The sequence below is a fragment of the Pseudomonas sp. ICMP 10191 genome (assembly GCF_001467335.1).
Taxonomy (GTDB): Bacteria; Pseudomonadota; Gammaproteobacteria; order Pseudomonadales; family Pseudomonadaceae; genus Aquipseudomonas; species Aquipseudomonas cerasi.
Genome location: NZ_LKGW01000113.1, coordinates 221,399 through 241,117, shown reverse-complemented (window position 1 = coordinate 241,117; position 19,719 = coordinate 221,399). Strand labels below are relative to the sequence as shown.

The window sequence follows — 19,719 nt, the reverse complement described above, 5'->3', positions numbered from 1 at the left end:
GGCCAGCCTGAGTGATCGGACTGGTCGTTTTTTTATGGGCACTTTTACCTGCCCGGTCACTCACATGCCTCAGGCGCAAACGCCTGTGTCATTAACAGACAAAAAAAGGAATTTCCATGCGTTCTTTCGGTTTCAAGGCAATGGCTGTGTGTGTCGCACTGGCAGCATGTCAGAGCATGGTCAGCGTTCAGGCTGCCACCAAGCCGCAGGCTGCTGCGCCTACCGCTGCTGCGGTGCAAAACGCTTCGCTGCTGGGCGGCAAACTGACCTTCACCATTCCTGCGGGCTACGTACAGGGCGAGATGCCCGAGATTGACGCAAAAGCCAAGGCCCAGGGTGTGACGGGGTCGCTGTACACCAATGCGGCTGAAAAGCGCGTGTTGATCGTTACCGAAACGCCGATGCCAATGGGCGTGCAGGCCAGCGATAACGACGGTGTAGTACTTGATGGACTGGTCACCGGCATCCTTGCCCAGCAGAGTACCGGCTACAAGGACTTCAAAAAACTGGGTGACAAGAAGATCGTCAAGAAGAACGGTCTTGGTGTGCGCCAGCTGGACACCTCAGCGACCATGAGCGACGCCCAGGTGCTGAGCACATCGATCGTCGCTGCATCGGGTACCCGCGCAGCGGTGCTGAACGTGGTCTCCAATGCAAAGAATCCGAAAGAGCATGCTGCGCTGGTGAAGACTGTCATCGGCCAGTGATCTGCGCGGACCGGTCAGCCGGTCCGATACGACTCAGTCCACCCGCAACGCCTCTGACAACCGCTCGACCAGCACCTGCACCTTGGGCAGGGACTCGCGGTTACGCGGCCAGGCCAGGTGCAAGGCCAGGCCATCGGTGGCCAGTTGCGGGAGGATCTCCACCAATTCGCCGCGCTGCAGCTGCTCCCTGATCAACCAGGTTGCCAGCTGGGCAATTCCCCATGCCGACGTCACCGCTGCCACCTGGGCCTCTGCGTTGCCGATAACCAGTCGTGCTTCTACAGCGCGTGCCTCCCGCTGCCCCTGCTCATCGACAAACAGCCAGGGGCTGGTACTGCCATCGCCACGGCCAAACAGAATGCAGGCATGACTGGCCAGGTCCTCGAACGTATGCGGGGTGCCGTGACGCTGCAGATACGCCGGTGCAGCGCAGAAGATCACCCGCTCGGTGCCCAGATACCGGTGCGCGACGCCTGCGGGCCAGACCCGTGGACCACCGATACGCACGGCCAGGTCGATGCCCTCTTCAAGGATATCGACGAAACGGTCGGTGAAGGTTATTCGCGGGCGCAACTTATGATGCTGCCCGGTGAAGGCAAGAATCAACGGCAGCGCATGCAAACGGCCGAAGGTCGCAGGCAGATCGATGCGCAATTGTCCGGCGGGCTCTGTGCGTTGAGCCGCCAGCGCAGTTTCAGCAGCCTCCAGGTCGGCAAGCATCCGCACGCACACGGTGTGATAGGCCGCGCCCTCCTCCGTCAGCGCCAGACTGCGAGTAGTCCGCTCGAACAGGCGCATGCCGAGACGGCTTTCCAGGCGCGCCACACTTTTACTGACCGCAGAATTGGTCAGGTTCAAGCGCTCAGCGGCTGCGGTAAAGCTTCCCGCGTTGGCAACGGCAACGAACGTTTCGATACCTTTGAGGCGGTCAGTCGACAGCACATGAAACCTCGATTAGTGAAATTCAATCCATAATGCAGGGAAAATTTACCAAAGATAGGAATTCTTTTCTGCAATAAGCTGGCGGACTTATTTTTTACGGGGTCTGTACCATGCCTTCTCTGGAAACCACTGCTGCCGGCACCCGCAGCGAAAGCTCGACCGGTGCCGGTTTGTCCATCGCGATTCTGGCCTTGGCCGGCTTCGTGATCGTCACCACAGAATTTCTCATTATCGGTCTGCTGCCTTCAATGGCCCGCGATCTGGGAATTTCCATATCAACTGCCGGTTTGCTGGTGACGCTGTTCGCCTTCACGGTGATGCTCTTTGGCCCACCGCTGACGGCCATGCTCTCGCACCTGGACCGCAAGCGCACGTTCATCGTCATTCTGCTGATCTTCGCCGCCTCCAACGCACTGGCGGCGGTGTCGAGCAACATCTGGGTGCTGGCGCTGGCGCGGTTCATTCCGGCATTGGCCTTGCCGGTGTTCTGGGGCACGGCCAGTGAAACGGCAAGTCTGCTGGCCGGACCCAAGCGCGCCGGCAAGGCCGTTGCGCAGGTGTACCTCGGCATCTCGGCTGCCATGCTGTTCGGTATTCCGCTGGGTACAGTATTTGCCGATGCCGTGGGCTGGCGCGGCGCATTCTGGGCGCTGACGCTGCTATCAGCGTTGATGGCCCTGTTGCTGGCACTGTCGATGCCCCGTATCGAACCTACTGCAAAGGTCGGCCTCGCCGAGCAGGCAAAAATTCTCCGGGATCCGTTTTTCCTCTTCAACCTGCTGCTGTCCATCCTGCTGTTCACGGCCATGTTCGGTGCCTATACCTACCTGGCTGACACGCTGGAACGCATCGCAGGCATCGAATCGGCTCAAGTGGGATGGTGGTTGATGGGCTTCGGCGCGGTCGGCCTGATCGGTAATGCACTGGGGGGACGTTATGTGGACCGCAGCCCCCTCGGCTCGACCATGGCCTTTGCGCTGCTGCTCGCACTGGGCATGACCGCAAGCGTACCCGCCGCAGGCTCCATGCCGCTGCTGGCCGTGGTGCTGGTGATTTGGGGCATCGCGCATACGGCGCTGTTTCCAATCTGCCAGATCAGGGTGATGAAAGCAGCGCCTCAGGCCCAGGCACTGGCAGGGACCCTGAATGTCTCGGCCGCCAATGCCGGCATCGGCCTGGGCTCGATCATCGGAGGCCTTACCATCGAGCATCTGGGCCTGGGTGCCGTAGGGTATGTCGCCGCTGTTGTTGCGCTGCTGTCCATTGCCGTCGCATGGATGACCAGCATTCAGAAAAACAAGGCACCGTTATAACCGCCTGACTGTCGCTTTATTGAACTCGCCGGGCAGTGTGTCTGCAAACACCCAGACACCCTGCCCCGGTTATTTACCGTGTGTTGAATTATATATCGTCATATTTTTGAACAGGCTTTAGCACTGTTTCTGTCATTTAATTGACTTTTAAACAGTGATCTTTCCTCACCATGTAGCTATTTGACACCTCCAGGCAAAATACACTTCCCTTGACACTAGCGAACGCTCAAACTCCAGCCTTTCGGTCAGGTGGTGGCGGTTTCTGACCGATTCAAAAGTAATGTCCGGTAAGCACCTATGAGCACCTATCACCGCAAAGGGATGGCATTCGCCAAGCGGATCTACGCCCCGAGATCACTCGGTGTAAGCGTTGGTTTTGTGACGGTTGCTGTGTCTTTATATTACGTGAATGCTGCACACTGGCTGTGGTTGTTGGCGCTGTTCAACGCTCTGGTATGGCCGCACGTTGCCTACCAGATTGCAAGAAAGTCGCGCGAGCCCTATGAAGCCGAATGGCGCAATTTGCTTTTCGATTCGCTGTTGGGCGGTTTCTGGGTGGGTGCGATGGGTTTCAGTGCGGTTCCCGGGGTCACCGTCCTTGCCATGATGGCCATGCATAACATGGCCGCCGCCGGGCCACGCCTGATGCTCCAGGGCTTGTGCGCACAGGCACTGGGCGTGCTGATTTCACTGGCCGCGCTCAACCCTGTGGTCAATCTGCACGGCAACATGGCGCAGATCTATGCCTGTCTTCCTGTACTGGTGATCTACCCCATTTTCATTGGCTGGCTGAGCCATCAGGTCACCCTCAAGCTGTGGGAACACCGCAACATCCTGCGCAAGGTAAGCCGCACAGACAGCCTCACCGGCCTGCTCAATCATGGCGCATGGAAGGACCTGCTTGACCTGAAGTACGCCAGTAACCAAGGCGCGTATCAGGAGTGCGTCATCGCGCTGATCGATATCGATCACTTCAAGGTCATCAACGACACTTATGGCCACCTGATGGGCGACACGGTGCTGCAGAGTATCAGCGAAGCACTGATAGAAAACCTGCGCGACTCCGACTTGATCGGGCGTTGTGGCGGCGATGAATTCTGCGTCATTCTGCCCGATACCAGCTTGTTTCAGGCAAAGGAAATCCTTGAGCGCCTGCGCCTGGCGATAGATGAAATGACCTATACCCTGCATTGCGATCTCAAGGTCAGCCTCAGTATCGGCATTGCCGCCTACTCCCCTGAAATGCAGGATGCCTCCTCGTGGCTGCATGAAGCAGACAAAGCCCTGTATCTGGCTAAAAGCACCGGTCGCAACCGCGTAGTCAGCCCTCAGGATGCACCGTCAGACCACCATTCGCTTGGCGCACAGGCCTGATCCGTCAACGCTTGTGCTTGAACAGCATGTCGAACAGGGATGAGAAACTCTTGACCCCCATCGCCTTGAAGAACGCCTCGCGCATATCGGCACGCAGGCTTTCCAGAGTTATTTCCTTGGGTTTGGTGGATTTTTTTACGGCGGCCGTTTCTCGAGAGTCGCCTTCGCCAGGCGTGTATTTTTCCTTGGACAGCGTCCTTACGTAGTCACTCTTCTGGCTTTTGTAAGTAGTGAAATCTGTCCCCAGTTGCTCGTCCCTTTCCCCTGCCGTTGAAAACCTGTTAATGACTTTTTCCATGAAATCAAAATTATTGTGACCTATGGACCCGTAGTCCTTGTCAGTGATGAAGCGAACAAACCCCTGATCCAGCCGCGTTGTTTTTAACCCATCGCTTTCGGTAATACGCTTGGCGGTGGCCGCGTGCGACTCGGTAAAACTGTAGAACACCTTGTGGCCTTCCATGTCATATGTTTTGCCCTGGTTCTGGCGGCCCCATATTCTTCCATCATCTTTCTCTCTGTACGAGGCCAGTCCAAAAGCCAGATCATCAACATAGCCTAGATCAGCTCCCTGAGCGCTCGCCCACTCGTAAACATCACCCAGCAGCCTGCGATCATCCCGGGTTAAAAAAAACGCCTCGGGCATGGACATTCCACATTCGGCTTTTCCCAGCATGGGCGCAGAACCAGCAGAGTCCGCGCCCCCAAATACCCTGTGTTTCAGGAGGGCCTGGCCGCTGATGGTCACCGCAGAGTCTGGAGAGGTTGATCGGAGGGGGGAATTGGCAATTGAGGGCATGTTTTTTGCCGCTCTTTTATCGTCAAGTTGTTGCGCGGCTATCAGTGCATCTGCTCCGGAACTTATGACTCGCATGACGTTGGCTCCTGCCCCGAAAGATCCCTGGCGGTTCTCGCCAGGGATTAACAATCAATACGTTAAATGAAAGGTGACTGTTTCTGGCCCGGCAGGCTTGCTTTGCCAAGGTCCACTTTCAGCGCTGTGCCTAATCATGACGTCGGAGGCATAGCTAAAACCAAGACTGTTGAACCTCTCAGTACTGCCAGGCACGCCTGGCGTTATAGAGATACAATCAGAATCATGTACACCGCCTCTCCTAAAACAAAGATTTGCGCGTTCGTTCACGCTTTCCGGAAAAGTAGTCGCGGTCCAGGAAATCTTTTGCAACCGAGAGTTACTCGCCGCGCCGCGGGGGTAGTCAGCCAATCTCAATTGGTGTCGAGAAAACGCACTGTGACCAGGCCCATTGATAAACGTCGGCGTTCGGGTAGTCGTAACAGAATAATCGCCCGCCTGGCTGGCAGCCGACACTAACAACACAAGCAAGGGTGCTATTTTTTTCATGGATATTACTCCAATATTTATAAATCAAATTCATCGACTGTGCGAAAGCCGCAGGCTTGAAAGCATCTGCACGAACCGTTATCTTTTATCATTCACCGAGCGCGCTAACGCGCACTCTGATTAAACATGTTTTTTTAGAAAAGACCTGAAGCGCTTGTAAAACCTCATCAACCGACTGGTATAAATACCCACGTCCGAGACCTGATTAGCCACACGCTTGATCGATGGAAAGTTCAAATGAGGACAGGTTATCCAACAGCCACTCAGGCGTATGCCTCTCAAGCAATGTGCCGATGGGCTGCTGCTTTATCAGCGCGCCATAGAGCGCTTCTTCATGATCGAGGTACGCTTGCTGAACAGCGCGATAGTTGAGCGGATAGATGCTCTTCTCGATGGGCAACAGCCGGTCGAAGTGTTCGAGCAGACCATGAAAGACGATTCGCCGTTCGACGGTATTGCGCGTGGTAGCAATGAGTTTGACGAAGTACTCACTGTCGTGAGCTCGCAGCGCTTCGCTGGCGGCATAACGCTCGACCAGCGTGTGCGGCGATGGCTCATCGAATACGATGCAGCACAGGTCTTCGCGCACCAGGCCCTTGAACGGGTTCTCGGCTTCTGACCGACGGCCGTGCAGGCCCAGTGCGAATTGTACGGCGCGCTCGGCCAGCCATTGACGCTTACGGCCCTCAAGTCGGGTAACCTCTTCGAGTAACGGTGCCTGACGCCCCTGCGAACGAAGCTGCCGACAGAGTTTGGCAAACAGGCCAACAGGGCCGGACAGCTTTGCCTGTTGCTCGGCAAGTTGCGTCACCGAAAGCGCGGACTGCCGGGTTGCCAGATGCTGGAAGTCCGTTGTCATATTAAAATCAGGCCGCTGCGGATCCAGCCGCAACGCCGTGTCGGCACCTGACTCGCCCCGAACAAAACAAACAGTCATGAGTGGCTCCTTTTTTATTGTTTACAGTTCGTCGTGCGAGCAGGTTTCGGATATTCCTTTCTGCAGACAGCCGGGAAACAGTGGCCGACAGCAGTCACAGAGCAGCACGGTATTATTGATTGCACCGCAAAACGTCAGCAGTGCTCATTGCATTAACACGTTACAGGTTGCGACAAGACACATTATGTATGTGCTGGCTCGCTACGCAATCCGACAGATGTAGGGGGTCGGGCAGTGTTCCCCGGAAGCAATAGAGATACGCACCTGGCCATGAGCTCGGCACGCGTCCTTACCTGATTCTTTCTTAGCAGCGAAGATACGTGATCGCGAACGGTGTAGTCACTGATACTGAGCTGCCTGGCAATTTCCTTGTTCGTACATCCCTGCAACAACAGGCCAAGAACCTCCTGCTCTCTCATTGTCACCCACATGATACTTCCCCTTGCCATCATTTTGCCTAATAGGCAAATTTGTAGGATGTTTCTTACATTCGTCTTCCATGACCCAAACAGTCAATCGGCACAGAAATCATTTTATTTAGTCTTGTTTGCATAAACACGAGATACACCTTAAAAGTCCTGCAATACAGCCGAAAGCTGTAAGAAAAATCTTTAATAATAAAATATTGAGGAAAGCTCCTACATGAAACGCGGAATAATTACGCCTACCAACGTATCGACACTGCGAATGATCCACCTGAAGAAACATTTTCCACAGGCACGAGCCAAGAGCACATTAGATAAATAACGCAAACAGTATAGAGAGGCGCAAGATAGACTTGAGGAAACGGAATTACAATCACTTGTTACAATTGAAAGCGTCGGGTGCCAGGAACTTTGCGCTCATATTTGAACGGCTACTCACCCCACAGCAGAGGTGAGCAGCGGATGTCGCCGGTCTCTGCGAGAACGGCATTCGCCGTGTCAACCGGCCTGGTGTTATCCGGCTTTACCGCTTGCCAGGTCATCCACCACCACGCCCCGGCGCAGACCGAATACCGCAGCGGTCATCAGGCCTGTGGCACCCATGATCAGGCTATACAGCACGCATACCCAGATATTCCAGGGCATCAGAGCAATCAGCATCAATGGCGTGGTGCTGGCCCAGAAGGCGTAGGCGATGTTGTAAGTGAACGAGATGCCTGACACCCGGATGTTCGCCGGGAACAGTCCGACCATCACCGACGGCACCACACCGACAATCCCGCACGCCAGCCCGGCAATCGCGTAGGCGATGCCCAGTGGCATCCATTGCTCGATGAGGCTGGTGTAAAGCACGCCAATGCCCATCGGCATCAGCAGGCTGTAGAACATGATGCCGCGCCAGGCGCCGATGCGGTCGACCAGCATGCCTGCCAACACACAGCCTATATTGAGAAACACGATGCCGACGGCGCTCAGGGCAAAGGTATCGCTGGCGCTGATACCGAAGCGCTGCTGCATGACGGTCGGGGTGATCACCACCAATACCACCACTGCGGAGGTCAGCACAAAGGTCAGCAGCGCAGCAGGCAGCAAGGATTGGCGGTGCTCACGCAGGACCTGGCCAAGTGGCAGCGTTGTCAGATGTTCACGTTGGGCATGCATCGCGATAAATACCGGGGTTTCGTTCAACCAGCGGCGCAACCAGACGCCCACCACGCCGAATACGCCACCGAGCAGGAACGGAATACGCCATGCCCAGTCGAGGATTTCGCCAGGGCTGAAGACCCGTGCCAGCCATGTCGCGGTCAGTGCACCCAGCAGGTACCCGAACGTCAGGCCGGCTTGCAGTACACCCAGTGCATAGCCGCGGTGCCCCTTGGGCGCGTGTTCTGCCACGAATACCCAGGCGCTTGGCACTTCGCCGCCCACAGCGGCCCCTTGCAGGATGCGCAGCGCCAGCAGCACCAGCGGCGCCCAGTAACCGATCTGTGCGTAGGTGGGCATGATGCCGATCAGCAGACAAGGCAGGGCCATCATCAGAATGCTCAGGCTGAACACGCGCTTGCGGCCCAGCCGGTCGGCGAAGTGCGCCATGAGAATCCCGCCCAGCGGGCGCGCCAGATAGCCGGTCACGAAGATCCCGAAGCTTTGCAGCAGACGCAGCCACTCGGGCATGTCGGGTGGGAAAAACAGCTGGCTGAGGGTCAGTGCAAAGAATACGAAAATGATGAAGTCGTAGATTTCCAGCGCCCCACCCAGCGCCGCAAGACTCAGGGTCTTGTAGTCGCCTTTGGTAAAAGGTTGCGGAGTGGATTGAACGATGGCCGTCATGACGCCCCCGAAACATGGCTGAAAAAAGCGCCTGGCGCTCACAGGGCGCGAAGAATAGCAAAGCTTGCGGGCGCACTGATACGAAGCTGAGGCCTGTAGCGGGAACGATGATCGCAACTATCGTGCGACGCTCTGCGTCGCATGCCGTTCCGGACGCTCCGCATCCTCTTGACGACGCAGAGCGTCGAGAACTGCAACTATCGTGCGACGCTCTGCGTCGCATGCCGTGCCGGACGCTCCGCGTTCTCTTGACGACGCAGAGCGTCGAGAACTGCATTCCCACGCTGGAGCGTGAGGAACGATCACTTCAACTATCGTGCGGCGCTCCGCGTCGCATGCCGTTCCGGACGCTCCGCGTCCTCTTGACGACGCAGAGCGTCGAGAACTGCATTCCCACGCTGGAGCGTGAGGAACGAGAATCCCGACGATCGTGCCAACGCTCCGTGCAGTAGAGCCCGTCCACTAAAAGTTGACGGTGGCCGACAATCTCGCCGTTCTGGGTGCGCCCATGAACAGGTAGTCGTCACCCAGATACTCCCCGGCATCACGCCAGTAGCGTTTGTCGAAGAGGTTGTCGACGGTCAGGCGCAGGACCGTGTCGTAGCCGCTGATTCGGGTGCTGTAACGGCTGCCGATATTGAACAGTGTGTAGTCATTGACCTGCACGGAGCCTTCACGGTCAGCGTACTTGCTGGCGCTGTACTGCATCCCGCCGAGTAAGGCGAGCCCGGGCACCGGCAGGCTGTAGTCAGCTTGCAGGGTGCCACGGTATCTGGGCACATTGAGGGCCTGATGATCGTCATAGGCCTCGGTGCCGCTGTCTTCAACGCGCGCCCGGATGGCCGCCGCACTGGCGGATATCTGCAGGCGGTCGGTCACCCAGCCACTCGCCCCCAGTTCAAGCCCGGTGTTTTTCTGCTCGCCTTGCTGCACATAGGTAAACGTGCCGTCATCGTTGGGCCTGGAGTACTGATACGCCTGGCGCGCCTGAAACACTGCGGCGGTCAGGCTCATGCGCTGCCAGTCATACTTGATACCGGCTTCCAGCTGTCGGGATACGGTCGGCGCAAGAATTTCACTGGCATTGGTGGTGAACCACGCCGCTGTCCCGCCCAGCGACAGGCCCTTGCTGTAGCTGGTGTAGAGCGAAACGTTGTCCACCGGCTTGTAGATCAGCGCCGCCTGAGGCAGAAACACATAGCGCTCGGTGTGTCGCGCATCGCTGCCGTCCTCGTTGAACGCCTGTTCGTCGAGCCGCACCCCGCGTCCGCCCAGCACGGTTTGCCAGTGCTCGTTGAAACTGATCCGGTCGGTGGCAAACAGCCCGTACTGGCGGCTGTCCAGACGACGCTCGGTGTGCGCAAGCGCCAGAGTCGAGGGGGCCACTTGCTCGGGCGCCTCATTGATATTGCCCGAGCCGACGAATTCGTTGAAGGTCCCGCGCGTATCGACCGTTCGGCGGTAGGCACTGCTGCCGAAGGTCAGTTCGTGCCCCAGCGATCCGGTAGTGAATGTGCCGGACATGGCCGCTTCGACTTCATCGTTGCGACGCGTGTCGTCCGGGCTGCGGAAATCATAGATGTCATAATCACCCTCGGCACTGAAGTGGTTGGGCACCGCTTGCCCTGCGCAACTGGCCGAGCCGTAGCAACCCCACGCAAAGGCACTGTAGTCATCGATGACCACACGACTGCGTGAAGCGCTGAGACTGCCCTTCCAGCTGTCATTGAATCGATATTCGAAACGTCCGTTCATGTTCAGCGAGTCGATACCGACCGGATTGGACCAGTTCTGGTAGCCCAGCAGTTTACGTGGTGAGGCATCGTGAGGCAGCGCAGTACCGCCCAGAAGCTGATAACCGGGCACCGAGCGCTGTTCTTTGGTCTGGTACTCGACGTCGAGTTGCAGCAGCGCGCGCTCGCTGATGTTCCAGTCGAACGCCAGCGAGGCGAAATCGCGCTGACCATCGGCGTGTTCGACATACGAGCGAATGTCTTCGTGGGCAAGGTTGGCGCGCAAGCCAAACTGTTGCTCGCTGCCGAACCAGCCACCGACGTCGGTGGCGATGTAACGTTCACCGTGCTCGTTGGTCGAGACCGTGACCGACCGGACGTCCTGCGCCCGCTTGGTCTGATAGTTGATGACGCCACCGGGCTCGGCCACACCGCTCTGCAGGCCGGAGAGCCCTTTGAGCAACTCGACCTGCTGCTTGTTCTCCAGCGCTACATTCTGCTCACCGGCAATGCTGCGGCCGTTGATGCGATAACTGTTGGCGGCGTTCAACGAAAACCCGCGCACCACAAAGTTTTCGTAATAGCCCACTGGTGCATAGCCGTCGCCGACCGACGCATCGTTGCGCAGCACTTCACTCAGCAGCTTTGCCTGACGGTCCTCGATCAGCGCAGCGCTGAACACCGACACCGAGGCCGGCGTGTCCAGCAGAGAGGCCTGATCCAAGCCGAAGATCGACGCCCGCTCTGCTTTATAGTCGCCGGTGCTTTCCGGCTCGCTGAACCCAGTGACATTGACCGCATCCAGGCTGACCACTTCTGCGGCCAGCAACGGCGAGGCAACCGCCATACCCAACGGTAACAATCGCCAGGCGTGGCGCATGGCAGGTCGGTAAGGCGTTCTCATCGAGCAGACTCCGAAAGGACAGATGCCTGGACAGACGCGACGCACCTTCCGGCAGGGGGCCAACCTTTTACGTTCACTGCCGGTTTTTTTCAACCTTTACGTGACGCTCTGCCTGTAAACGAAGTGCAGGGGAAAACTTTACTTGCGAATCGGCAGAGCGAGACCGGCTTCATAACGTTTCGCACACTTGAATAATTAAGCGTGAATTAAGTAAGCGCGGATAATCTGAGTTCAACAAAACCGCTGAACCAATCAGCCTGTGATGAATCCATCAAGACAGATCAATCAGAAAGGAAATACCCCATGAAACTTATGCCTGCCGTTTTCGCCGCTGTTGCCCTCACTGCTGTTGCAGGTGCCGCCCAGGCTGACGTTGGTCCCGATGAAGTGATCCGCCTGTACAAGTCTCAGGCGCTGGGTGACTTTGAACAGTTCAACAAGAACGCTGTTGCCAAGCACCAGGGCTTTACGGTCAGCGATACCGAGCTGGAAAAAGACCGCACCGGCCGCCTGATCTACCAGATCGAACTGAAAGACGCCAAGGGTGTAGAGTGGAACTACGACGTCGATGCCAAGACAGGCGAAGTGGTACGTGACGCAAAGGATAATTGATCCGACGGCTTTAACGGTTACCACCGCAAGCAACTCATAAGAAAATTCCCACAACATTGTGGGAATTTTCTTTTTCAAACGATTAATAGTTTATTACTGAGCCAAGCCGACTTTCAGCAGGCTTCCCTTATCGTCGTCGGTCAACAGATACAAGTAACCGTCCGGCCCCTGACGCACATCACGTATGCGCTGTTTCATGTCTTTCAACAGACGCTCCTCATGAACGATCTTGTCATTCTCGAACTGCAGCCTGATCAACTCCTCAGTGGCCAGCGCACCGATGAATACACTGTGATCCCATGCCTTGAAAAGGCTGTGGTCATAGAACGCCATGCCACTCAAGCCCGGCGACACTTCCCAGACCTGGAACGGAATTTTGGTTCCTTCGACAACCTTGCCCTTGGACTCCGAAATCGGCTGACCCGAGTAGTCGATACCGTGGGTCGCGATCGGCCAGCCGTAATTCGCGCCACGTTCGATGATATTCAACTCATCACCGCCCTTGGGACCATGCTCGTTGGTCCACAACGTCCCGGTCCAGGGATCCAGCGCGGCCCCCTGCTGATTACGATGGCCATAGGACCATATCTCGGGGCGTACGCCCTTCTGGCCCACGAACGGATTGTCTTTCGGTACGCTGCCGTCCGGATAGATGCGCACAATCTTGCCCTGCAGCTTGTCCAGATCCTGCGCAGTGGGGCGCTGATTGTTCTCGCCCAGCGCAATGAACAGGTAACCGTCGCGATCGAAGACCATCCGCGCGCCGAAGTGGTTGCCCACTGACAGTTTCGGTTCCTGGCGGAAGATGACTTCGAAGTCTTCCAAGCGGGTCATGTCTTTGGACAGGCGACCACGCCCTGCGGCAGTGCCGGCGGTATCACCCTCGGCGGCGGTCTTGCCGCTGCCCTCGGAATAGGTCAGATACACCATGCGGTCCTTGGCGAAATCCGGTGACAGCACGACATCAAGCAGACCGCCCTGCTTCTGCGCCCAGACTTGCGGTACCCCGGAAAGCGGCGCAGACAATTTGCCATCTGCCGACACCACGCGCAGGTTGCCGGAACGCTCTGTCACCAGCATGCCTTGCCTGTCAGGCAGAAAGGCCAGCGCCCACGGATGATCCAGACCTTCGACAACAGGCGTCACCGTGACGGTGCCCAGTTCGCTTTTGTAGGTTTCCGTAGCGGCGCTGGCCGTCAATGGCAGGCTCAGAATGGCTGCAGTACACAATGTCGCGATCAGGGTTTTTCTAAGCATGAGCGTTTCCTTATGCATTGAGTCGACGTCCACACGGGTTCGCCGGGTTGAAAATTCAGTTGTTGCGCTTGGGGTCGATTGTCGGTGTAGAAGGACGTGGCGTGTTCTGGCGCGTGGGGTAGCCGTTGCCGATGCCACCGTTTTCCAGGGTAGGCTTGCGCACCGGCGGCGCGATGTTGGGGCCACGAGACGGGGGCACGCTGGACTCGGTGCCCTGGCGACTGTTGGGGTTGGCACGGTGGATCGGGCTGTTATACGGGTTGCTGCTGGCACCGTTGTTGAGGGTGCTGTTGGGCAGCGTCTGCGCCTGGGCTGCGCCGATGCTGCATGACGCAACAAGCACGCCCCCGACAAGATTGCGCACAAAACTGTTCATCACTACCTCTGGGCAAGGTGAAAACTTCGGAGTAACCGTGAAGGCTCAGGCCTTTGATGGCAACCCGAGCCTCAGGTTCGACGCGACACTGCCGATGAGCAAGCAAAGCGATGGACGAGTTTGTAACAAGGATGGTCAGGGCTGTCGCAACCGAACGACGCGACGGCCTGCAGCGCGAGGTTTTCCGGAGGCGGGCAGCCTGCGCTCAGGCGTTGGCTGACGCAGAATGCTTACGCAGACTTCAACGGCATGCTGAAGGTAAAGACCGTGCCCTGCTCACGCGTGGAGCACACCTCGAGCGTACCTCCATGAGCAATGGCGATCTCACTGGCGATGTACAGACCCAGTCCGAGCCCGGCTTGCGGCTCATCGGTGATGGGTCTTGAGTACGGCAGGAACAGTTGCGCACGAACCGATTCAGGTATCGGCTCCCCCTGATTGGTAACGCTGAGTACAAACAGCTCGCCATGCACACCTGCCGTCACTTCGACCGGGCTCTCGGCATCGCCATGACTGATCGCGTTGGACACCAGATTGGAGAGCAATTGCGCGATCCGCTCGTGATCGCAGCGGATACGCTCCAGCACGCCTATGTCCGAATGAATCGGCCGCGACGGATGAACACGCTGCACCTCGGAAATCACATGTTCCAGGGTTTTATCCAGGCCGTGCGCCTCATGGATACTGAGAGGAATGCCGTGGCCCATGCGGCCTCGGGCAAAATCGAGCACGTCATCGACCAACTGCGAAGCACGCTGGCCAGAGGTCAGGATGTGTTGCACAACCTGCAGGGCCTTTTCATCCAGCGAACGACGCAACAGCAATTCGGCACTGGCATTGATGGCAAACAGGGGGTTGCGCAGGTCGTGCCCCAGCACGGCGATAAACTGCTCGCGCAGCTCAGCCACCTCACGTTCGGCGAGCAGGTCTTCACGCGCCTGTTGCAGATTTTCCTCGGCCTCGATCTGCAGCGCCAGAAGACGTGCGAACGACACCATCATTGCCTCGATGGGCGTACCGGTCAGCTTTGCAGGCTTGGGATCCAGCGCGCAGATGGTGCCGAAAAAAGAGCCGTCGGAGAGAAAGATCGGCACCGAGATATAGCTCTGAAAGCTGTACAGACGTGGAGTGTCATGCGTACAGAACAGCGGATCCTCAGCGACATGATCAATCACCACAGCCTTGTGGGAGTTGCGAATCTCATGGCAGATGGTGCTGCTTACGTCCAGTTCGCCGCCAGGTTTCAAACCGAAATCGAGCTTGTCCAGAACCGCACAGGCCGTCCAGGTATTTTCGGTTACACGCGCCACGGCGGCGAACCCCAGCCCTGTGGATTCGGCAATGACCTGCAGGATGGCCGGCACCGCACTGATCCGACTGATCGTGGCCACATCATTTGAAATGGATCGCCGCATGTAGAACCTGTATGAGCCTTGATGTGATGACGCAGCACGCTAGTTTAGGACTGTAACGATTTTTCTGCACCCGTGAATAACACGGGTTGATCGGCAATCTGCATGAAACCTGATCAAACCTCGGATTTCGCCGGGGGACGCGGAAACGCCACCGTGAACGTCGTGCCCTCTTCAGCCGAAGAACGAACCGTCACATCGCCCAGATGGGCTCGAACGATCTCGCGCACGATAAACAGGCCGAGCCCGACTGTACGGGTCTCGTCACTGTCGCTGACCACGCGTACGACGGGCTCGTAGAGGTCGTCTACTTTCTCCATCGGTATCGGCTCACCGACGTTGTGCACCGACAGTTTGATCATCCAGGTGTCGAACGACGACGTAATCAAAACCTCACCGTCGTCGGTGCCGTAATTGATGGCATTGCTGACCAGATTGCCGAGCATCTGCAGCAGGCGGTCAGGATCAGCCGAACATGCGCCCTGCCCTTCGCTGCGATGGGTCAGCACCCGATCCGGGAAAACCTGGCGCAGCTCTTCGACGCCGCGGGCGACCACTGCGTGAAAATCGACAGGCTGAGGAACGACGGTAATGCCGCTGCCCACGCGGGCGTGAGTGAAATCCAGCAGATCGACAATCATGCGATCGGCACGGTCGGTGGAATGATTGATGTGTCCCAGAATCCGCTCCTGGCGCGACTCAAGCGATGTGCGCTCCAGCAGTCCGGCAGCCATCTTGATCGCGGCCAGCGGGTTGCGCAGGTCGTGGCTGACGATGCCAATCATCTGTTCGGCAAAAATAGCCCGGATCTCCGCCTCGGCATGCGCCAGACGCAAGCGATTGCGCGCCGAAGTCAGCTCGCTCTGCACGGTCATCTGCTGTTGCAGGAGCTCTTCGGCGATCTTGCGGGCCGCCAGCAGTTCGCGCTCGTACTTGTTGCGCTCTTCGGCCAGGAACACGGCCACTTCATGCAGATACCCCGACGGGTACTCGCGGCGTACGGCATTGAGCATCATCGGAATGGGGCGGCCATCGGCATGAATCAGCTCGACCTTGACCTCGGCAATTGAACCTTGCGACTGCAGCGTAGGCGCCCAGTGAGTCTGCAGAAAGGCCTTGCCTGCCAGGCTCAGCAGATCCTGAAAGCGGCGGCCCACAACAGCGTCGCGCTCCAGACCCAGCCATCGGCAAAACGTCAGATTGGCGCGCTCGATGGTGCCGTTGGGCAGCGTGATCAACAAACCACAGGGCGCCTGTTCATAGAGCTCTTCGGTGGCGGGCAGGCTTACCTGTTCAACGGTCATGTGCGGCGCTCTCGTAAGAGGCCAGAAACTGATTCATCGCAGTAATGCATTCCTGTGCTGCGCTCATGTGCGGGTAATGCCCTACGTTGTCGATCATGTGCAGGGTGCTGTCGGCGATGACACGGTGCAGGTACTCACCCACCTCGACCGGCACCACCATATCGTCGCTGCTTTGCAGAATGAGTGTTCTGCTCTTGAGTTGCACGACATCGGCACGATGGTCGGATAAAAACGTCACGCGGGCAAACTGTCTGGCGATCTCGGCATTGGTGCGACAGAAACTGTTGGCGAGCTCTTCGCTCAGCTCAGGCTGGTCCGAGGCGCCCATGAGCGTCGGCGCGATGGTGCTGGACCATCCCAGATAATTGCTTTCCAGTGTTTCAAGCAACGAATCGACATCGGCGCGAGTGAATCCCCCCACGTAATCTGCCTCGTTGAGGTAATGCGGGGATGGGCCGATCATGATGTGGCCGTCGAAACGACCGGGTGACTGAAGCTCGGCAAGCACGGCAATCATGCAACTGACCGAGTGGCCGACATGCACAACCGGCCCCTGTGCGGCGAACTCGTTGACCACCTCCAGCAAGTCGGTTGCATAACCCTTGAGCGACGAATACTTGTGCGGATACCAGGCCGACACATCCGAATTGCCGTTGCCCACCAGATCGAACAGCACGACCTTGAAGCGCTCTGCAAAGTGCGGCGCCATAAAACGCCACATGTTCTGATCGCAGCCGAATCCATGAGCAAAAATCAGAGTGATCGGTCCGTCGCCCACAATGTTGACGTTGTTACGCTGCTGGACCGACATATCGGGCTCCGAAAATGGCCTGGTAAACGGCTGGGTATGCATACCGTGATAAAGATGGGAGGAGGTTATCACCGTTAAAGGCACATTAGTGGCACAAACCGCACTTTAAGGCAGGAGCCGAAGAAGATTAATGACGGGCAGTATTCTGAAGCAAGTCTGAACGTTGAGGGTATCAGGGAGGTGTCAGGCGACGAAGAGCGTCACGAACTGCATGCCAACGCGAGCATTGGCACGATAAGCAGTTAGATTTACGATGAGCGCGGAGCGTGGGGCTGATAAGACGCGGGATTCACTCGCCGATGTCTTCGTTCCACAGCTCGGGCTTGCTGGCGATGAAGCCCTGCATCATGTGCTTGCAATCATGGTTATCCAGCACGTCGATCTGCACGCCACGCGAGCGCAGCAGGTCTTCCTCGCCCATGAACGACTCATTCTCGCCGATGATCACTTTGCGAATGCCGTAGAGCAGAATCGCACCGCTGCACATCGCACAGGGCGACAGTGTGGTGTAGAGGACCGAGTCACGGTAGACACTGGCCGGCTGGCGACCGGCATTTTCCAGTGCATCCATCTCGCCATGCTTCGTCGCACTGCCCTCTTGTACACGACGGTTGTGGCCTCGACCGATGATTTTGCCGCCGTGGACGATGACCGAGCCGATAGGGATTCCGCCCTCCTTCAGCCCGAGTTGCGCCTCATCGAATGCTGCCTGCATGAATGCGTCCATGTTTTTTTGCCTCGTATCGTCAAAATAGCTGTCAGTGTTGCAGTGCTGCCTCGGCGTTGCCCAGCGCACGGCTGACAAATTGTCCCAGCAGTTCCGATGATCGGGCTTTCATATCGGTGCTGACCTGGGTGTTTCTGGCCCTGAATCTGTTCCCCAATGAAGGCGAATCCGCCCCCTGATTGAGCGAACGCAACTCCTCGGCGGTAAAGGAATGAGCATATGCGGCTGCCAGATTGCGGTCCCACTGCGCCTGATATTCCGGTTTCAGGCGCTGCAGTTCCTTCTGCACCAGTTCCTGGGCTTCAGTCTTGCCAACCGCCTGCACGATACCGGCAAACGTCGCAGTGCGCGAGGCGACCTGATACCCCAGCCAGGCGAGGCCTTCGCCCAGGTTTCGTTGTTCCACCAGCGCCAGCGCCATGTCGTCGGCCTCTTCGGCACTGGCCGGCTGCATCGCGTCCAGCGACAGACAGGCCAGCAATGCCAGGCAAGTCTGCCACGTGCCGCGCGAGCCACGAACGTGACCAGTCATGACGCCTCCCGAGCATCGATTGACCCAGACATGAACTTATCAGCTCGGTGACGCTTTACCACTCGGCGCGTCGCATACCGGTCATCGATGCCGTTATCAGCTATGCGCCTCGTGTCATTCAGCAGGGCGTTAGTCAAAGACTGCTGCTGACCCGCTCGGCCACATCGGCAGGCAACCAGGCTTTCCAGACGTCGGGATGCTGCTTCAGAAAGCGTGCAGCCACGACCTTGGCATCCTCATGCTTGTCACTCATTTCACCCAGGGTCTTGTTCAGCAGGTCAATCGGGAAATCCACGCCTTTGAAGACACTCACCAGCTCAGGGTATTGCTTGCTGAATTCTGCCGACACACCGATCGACAGGGTTGCCGCCAGCGAAGACGTGCCGCGCGGATTGGGGTTGCTGGCGTCGGTCAGGGTTTTCCAGGCTTCGGCATCAAAGGCTGGCTCGTCCAGTTTGATCAGCTTGTACTTGCCCAGCAAAGGCGTAGGTGACCAGTAATAAAACAACACAGGCTTGCGGCGCCGGATAGCCGATGCGACCTCGGCGTCCAGTGCTGCGCCCGAGCCGGTGCGGAAGTTGACGAAACTGTCAGCCAGGCCATAAGCCTTGAGCTTCTGGGTGTTGACGATTTCCGAAGTCCAGCCGCTCGGGCTGTTGAGGAATCGGCCCTTGTCCGGCGACTCCGGGTCTTTGAAGACATCCTTGTAGCGTGCCAGATCCGCGACAGACTTCAGGTCCGGCGCCAGCGGCTTGATGCCTTTGGCGGCGTCGCCCTTGATCACGTACTCAGGCACCCACCAGCCTTCGGTCGCGCCTTTGACGATGTTGCCCAGGCCGAGCACCTTGCCTTCCTCTTCAGCCTTGACCCACACCGGGCTGCGTCCGGTCCACTCTTCGGCGATCACCTGAATGTCATTTTTCGCCAACGCGGTTTCCAGGCTGACGGTACTGCCTGGCAGGGTATCGGTCGGGTAGCCATAGCCCTTCTCGACGATGGTACGCAGGACTTCAGTAATCAGGCTGCCACTTTCCCAGGTCAGCGCGCCGAACTGGATAGGCTTGGTCTTTTCAGCCGCTGTCGCGGTCTGCCCAAGCAGGCCCAGCGCCAGAAGTGAACAGCCCAGTAGTCGTGTTATTGATTTCATGCTCACCTCAAAT

Annotated in this window: 18 protein-coding genes; 4 read left to right on the top strand and 14 right to left on the bottom strand. The window is 57.6% G+C overall.

Going from position 1 to position 19,719, the window contains the following annotated elements:
- Window positions 1-116 precede the first annotated feature (116 nt).
- A complete protein-coding gene (locus AO388_RS15870; RefSeq protein WP_003434309.1) occupies window positions 117-707 on the top strand; it encodes a hypothetical protein in 591 nt (196 codons plus the stop codon).
- Window positions 708-740: 33 nt separating this feature from the next.
- On the opposite strand, the gene AO388_RS15865 is transcribed toward AO388_RS15870, so the two are convergent.
- Window positions 741-1,649: a LysR family transcriptional regulator gene (locus tag AO388_RS15865; protein ID WP_003434308.1), complete on the bottom strand. Its 909-nt coding sequence runs from the start codon at window positions 1,647-1,649 to the stop codon at window positions 741-743.
- A gap of 110 nt (window positions 1,650-1,759) precedes the next feature.
- On the opposite strand from AO388_RS15865, the gene AO388_RS15860 reads away from it, so the two are divergent.
- Both AO388_RS15860 and AO388_RS15855 read left to right on the top strand, forming a co-directional pair.
- The gene (locus tag AO388_RS15860; RefSeq protein ID WP_054082160.1) at window positions 1,760-2,962 is read left to right on the top strand and encodes an MFS transporter; all 1,203 of its coding nucleotides are present in this window, start codon (window positions 1,760-1,762) and stop codon (window positions 2,960-2,962) included.
- A gap of 297 nt (window positions 2,963-3,259) precedes the next feature.
- Entirely contained in the window at window positions 3,260-4,336 is a 1,077-nt protein-coding gene (locus AO388_RS15855; protein WP_054082159.1) for a diguanylate cyclase, read from the top strand.
- Between the two features lie 4 nt (window positions 4,337-4,340).
- Here AO388_RS15855 and AO388_RS15850 read toward each other — a convergent pair whose 3' ends face one another.
- The 5 genes from AO388_RS15850 to AO388_RS15835 all read right to left on the bottom strand — a co-directional run bounded on the left by AO388_RS15850 (window position 4,341) and on the right by AO388_RS15835 (window position 11,528).
- Window positions 4,341-5,210, bottom strand: coding sequence for a hypothetical protein (locus AO388_RS15850; protein WP_003363341.1), 870 nt, complete (start codon window positions 5,208-5,210; stop codon window positions 4,341-4,343).
- Window positions 5,211-5,904: 694 nt separating this feature from the next.
- Complete coding sequence (locus AO388_RS15845; protein WP_058416712.1) at window positions 5,905-6,636, bottom strand: hypothetical protein; 732 nt, start codon at window positions 6,634-6,636, stop codon at window positions 5,905-5,907.
- Between the two features lie 182 nt (window positions 6,637-6,818).
- Complete coding sequence (locus AO388_RS27635) at window positions 6,819-7,088, bottom strand: helix-turn-helix domain-containing protein (protein ID WP_003363345.1); 270 nt, start codon at window positions 7,086-7,088, stop codon at window positions 6,819-6,821.
- A 486-nt stretch (window positions 7,089-7,574) separates the two neighbouring features.
- Complete coding sequence (locus tag AO388_RS15840) at window positions 7,575-8,891, bottom strand: MFS transporter (RefSeq protein WP_003434304.1); 1,317 nt, start codon at window positions 8,889-8,891, stop codon at window positions 7,575-7,577.
- Window positions 8,892-9,353: 462 nt separating this feature from the next.
- Complete coding sequence (locus tag AO388_RS15835) at window positions 9,354-11,528, bottom strand: TonB-dependent siderophore receptor (RefSeq protein WP_058416711.1); 2,175 nt, start codon at window positions 11,526-11,528, stop codon at window positions 9,354-9,356.
- Window positions 11,529-11,831: 303 nt separating this feature from the next.
- Between AO388_RS15835 and AO388_RS15830 the strand changes: the two genes are divergently transcribed.
- Complete coding sequence (locus AO388_RS15830; protein WP_003363351.1) at window positions 11,832-12,140, top strand: PepSY domain-containing protein; 309 nt, start codon at window positions 11,832-11,834, stop codon at window positions 12,138-12,140.
- A 93-nt stretch (window positions 12,141-12,233) separates the two neighbouring features.
- On the opposite strand, the gene AO388_RS15825 is transcribed toward AO388_RS15830, so the two are convergent.
- From AO388_RS15825 to AO388_RS15790, 8 genes are all read right to left on the bottom strand, one after another.
- Entirely contained in the window at window positions 12,234-13,397 is a 1,164-nt protein-coding gene (locus tag AO388_RS15825) for a PQQ-dependent sugar dehydrogenase (RefSeq protein WP_003431049.1), read from the bottom strand.
- Between the two features lie 55 nt (window positions 13,398-13,452).
- On the bottom strand, window positions 13,453-13,773 hold the full coding sequence (locus AO388_RS15820) for a hypothetical protein (RefSeq protein WP_003431051.1): 321 nt from the start codon (window positions 13,771-13,773) through the stop codon (window positions 13,453-13,455).
- 230 nt (window positions 13,774-14,003) lie between these two features.
- Window positions 14,004-15,188: a GAF domain-containing sensor histidine kinase gene (locus AO388_RS15815; RefSeq protein WP_054082156.1), complete on the bottom strand. Its 1,185-nt coding sequence runs from the start codon at window positions 15,186-15,188 to the stop codon at window positions 14,004-14,006.
- Window positions 15,189-15,301: 113 nt separating this feature from the next.
- On the bottom strand, window positions 15,302-16,489 hold the full coding sequence (locus tag AO388_RS15810; protein ID WP_003363358.1) for a PAS domain-containing sensor histidine kinase: 1,188 nt from the start codon (window positions 16,487-16,489) through the stop codon (window positions 15,302-15,304).
- Window positions 16,479-17,300, bottom strand: coding sequence for an alpha/beta fold hydrolase (locus AO388_RS15805; RefSeq protein WP_003431055.1), 822 nt, complete (start codon window positions 17,298-17,300; stop codon window positions 16,479-16,481). The genes AO388_RS15810 and AO388_RS15805 overlap by 11 nt, the downstream gene beginning before the upstream one ends.
- Window positions 17,301-17,589: 289 nt before the next feature.
- The gene (locus tag AO388_RS15800; protein ID WP_044309772.1) at window positions 17,590-18,027 is read right to left on the bottom strand and encodes a nucleoside deaminase; all 438 of its coding nucleotides are present in this window, start codon (window positions 18,025-18,027) and stop codon (window positions 17,590-17,592) included.
- Between the two features lie 31 nt (window positions 18,028-18,058).
- Window positions 18,059-18,559, bottom strand: coding sequence for a hypothetical protein (locus AO388_RS15795; RefSeq protein WP_003349900.1), 501 nt, complete (start codon window positions 18,557-18,559; stop codon window positions 18,059-18,061).
- Between the two features lie 133 nt (window positions 18,560-18,692).
- Window positions 18,693-19,706, bottom strand: coding sequence for an ABC transporter substrate-binding protein (locus AO388_RS15790; RefSeq protein WP_058416710.1), 1,014 nt, complete (start codon window positions 19,704-19,706; stop codon window positions 18,693-18,695).
- Window positions 19,707-19,719 lie beyond the last annotated feature (13 nt).

Excerpts from the sequence above, each read along its gene's own strand:
- AO388_RS15870 (WP_003434309.1), top strand. The coding sequence starts at position 117 with ATGCGTTCTTTCGGTTTCAAGGCAATGGCTGTGTGTGTCGCACTGGCA.
- AO388_RS15855 (WP_054082159.1), top strand. The coding sequence starts at position 3,260 with ATGAGCACCTATCACCGCAAAGGGATGGCATTCGCCAAGCGGATCTAC.
- AO388_RS15800 (WP_044309772.1), bottom strand. The coding sequence starts at position 18,027 with ATGGACGCATTCATGCAGGCAGCATTCGATGAGGCGCAACTCGGGCTG.
- AO388_RS15795 (WP_003349900.1), bottom strand. The coding sequence starts at position 18,559 with ATGACTGGTCACGTTCGTGGCTCGCGCGGCACGTGGCAGACTTGCCTG.
- AO388_RS15845 (WP_058416712.1), bottom strand. The coding sequence starts at position 6,636 with ATGACTGTTTGTTTTGTTCGGGGCGAGTCAGGTGCCGACACGGCGTTG.
- AO388_RS15830 (WP_003363351.1), top strand. The coding sequence starts at position 11,832 with ATGAAACTTATGCCTGCCGTTTTCGCCGCTGTTGCCCTCACTGCTGTT.
- AO388_RS15805 (WP_003431055.1), bottom strand. The coding sequence starts at position 17,300 with ATGTCGGTCCAGCAGCGTAACAACGTCAACATTGTGGGCGACGGACCG.
- AO388_RS15860 (WP_054082160.1), top strand. The coding sequence starts at position 1,760 with ATGCCTTCTCTGGAAACCACTGCTGCCGGCACCCGCAGCGAAAGCTCG.
- AO388_RS27635 (WP_003363345.1), bottom strand. The coding sequence starts at position 7,088 with ATGATGGCAAGGGGAAGTATCATGTGGGTGACAATGAGAGAGCAGGAG.
- AO388_RS15850 (WP_003363341.1), bottom strand. The coding sequence starts at position 5,210 with ATGCGAGTCATAAGTTCCGGAGCAGATGCACTGATAGCCGCGCAACAA.
- AO388_RS15790 (WP_058416710.1), bottom strand. The coding sequence starts at position 19,706 with ATGAAATCAATAACACGACTACTGGGCTGTTCACTTCTGGCGCTGGGC.
- AO388_RS15815 (WP_054082156.1), bottom strand. The coding sequence starts at position 15,188 with ATGCGGCGATCCATTTCAAATGATGTGGCCACGATCAGTCGGATCAGT.
- AO388_RS15820 (WP_003431051.1), bottom strand. The coding sequence starts at position 13,773 with ATGAACAGTTTTGTGCGCAATCTTGTCGGGGGCGTGCTTGTTGCGTCA.
- AO388_RS15835 (WP_058416711.1), bottom strand. The coding sequence starts at position 11,528 with ATGAGAACGCCTTACCGACCTGCCATGCGCCACGCCTGGCGATTGTTA.
- AO388_RS15810 (WP_003363358.1), bottom strand. The coding sequence starts at position 16,489 with ATGACCGTTGAACAGGTAAGCCTGCCCGCCACCGAAGAGCTCTATGAA.
- AO388_RS15840 (WP_003434304.1), bottom strand. The coding sequence starts at position 8,891 with ATGACGGCCATCGTTCAATCCACTCCGCAACCTTTTACCAAAGGCGAC.
- AO388_RS15825 (WP_003431049.1), bottom strand. The coding sequence starts at position 13,397 with ATGCTTAGAAAAACCCTGATCGCGACATTGTGTACTGCAGCCATTCTG.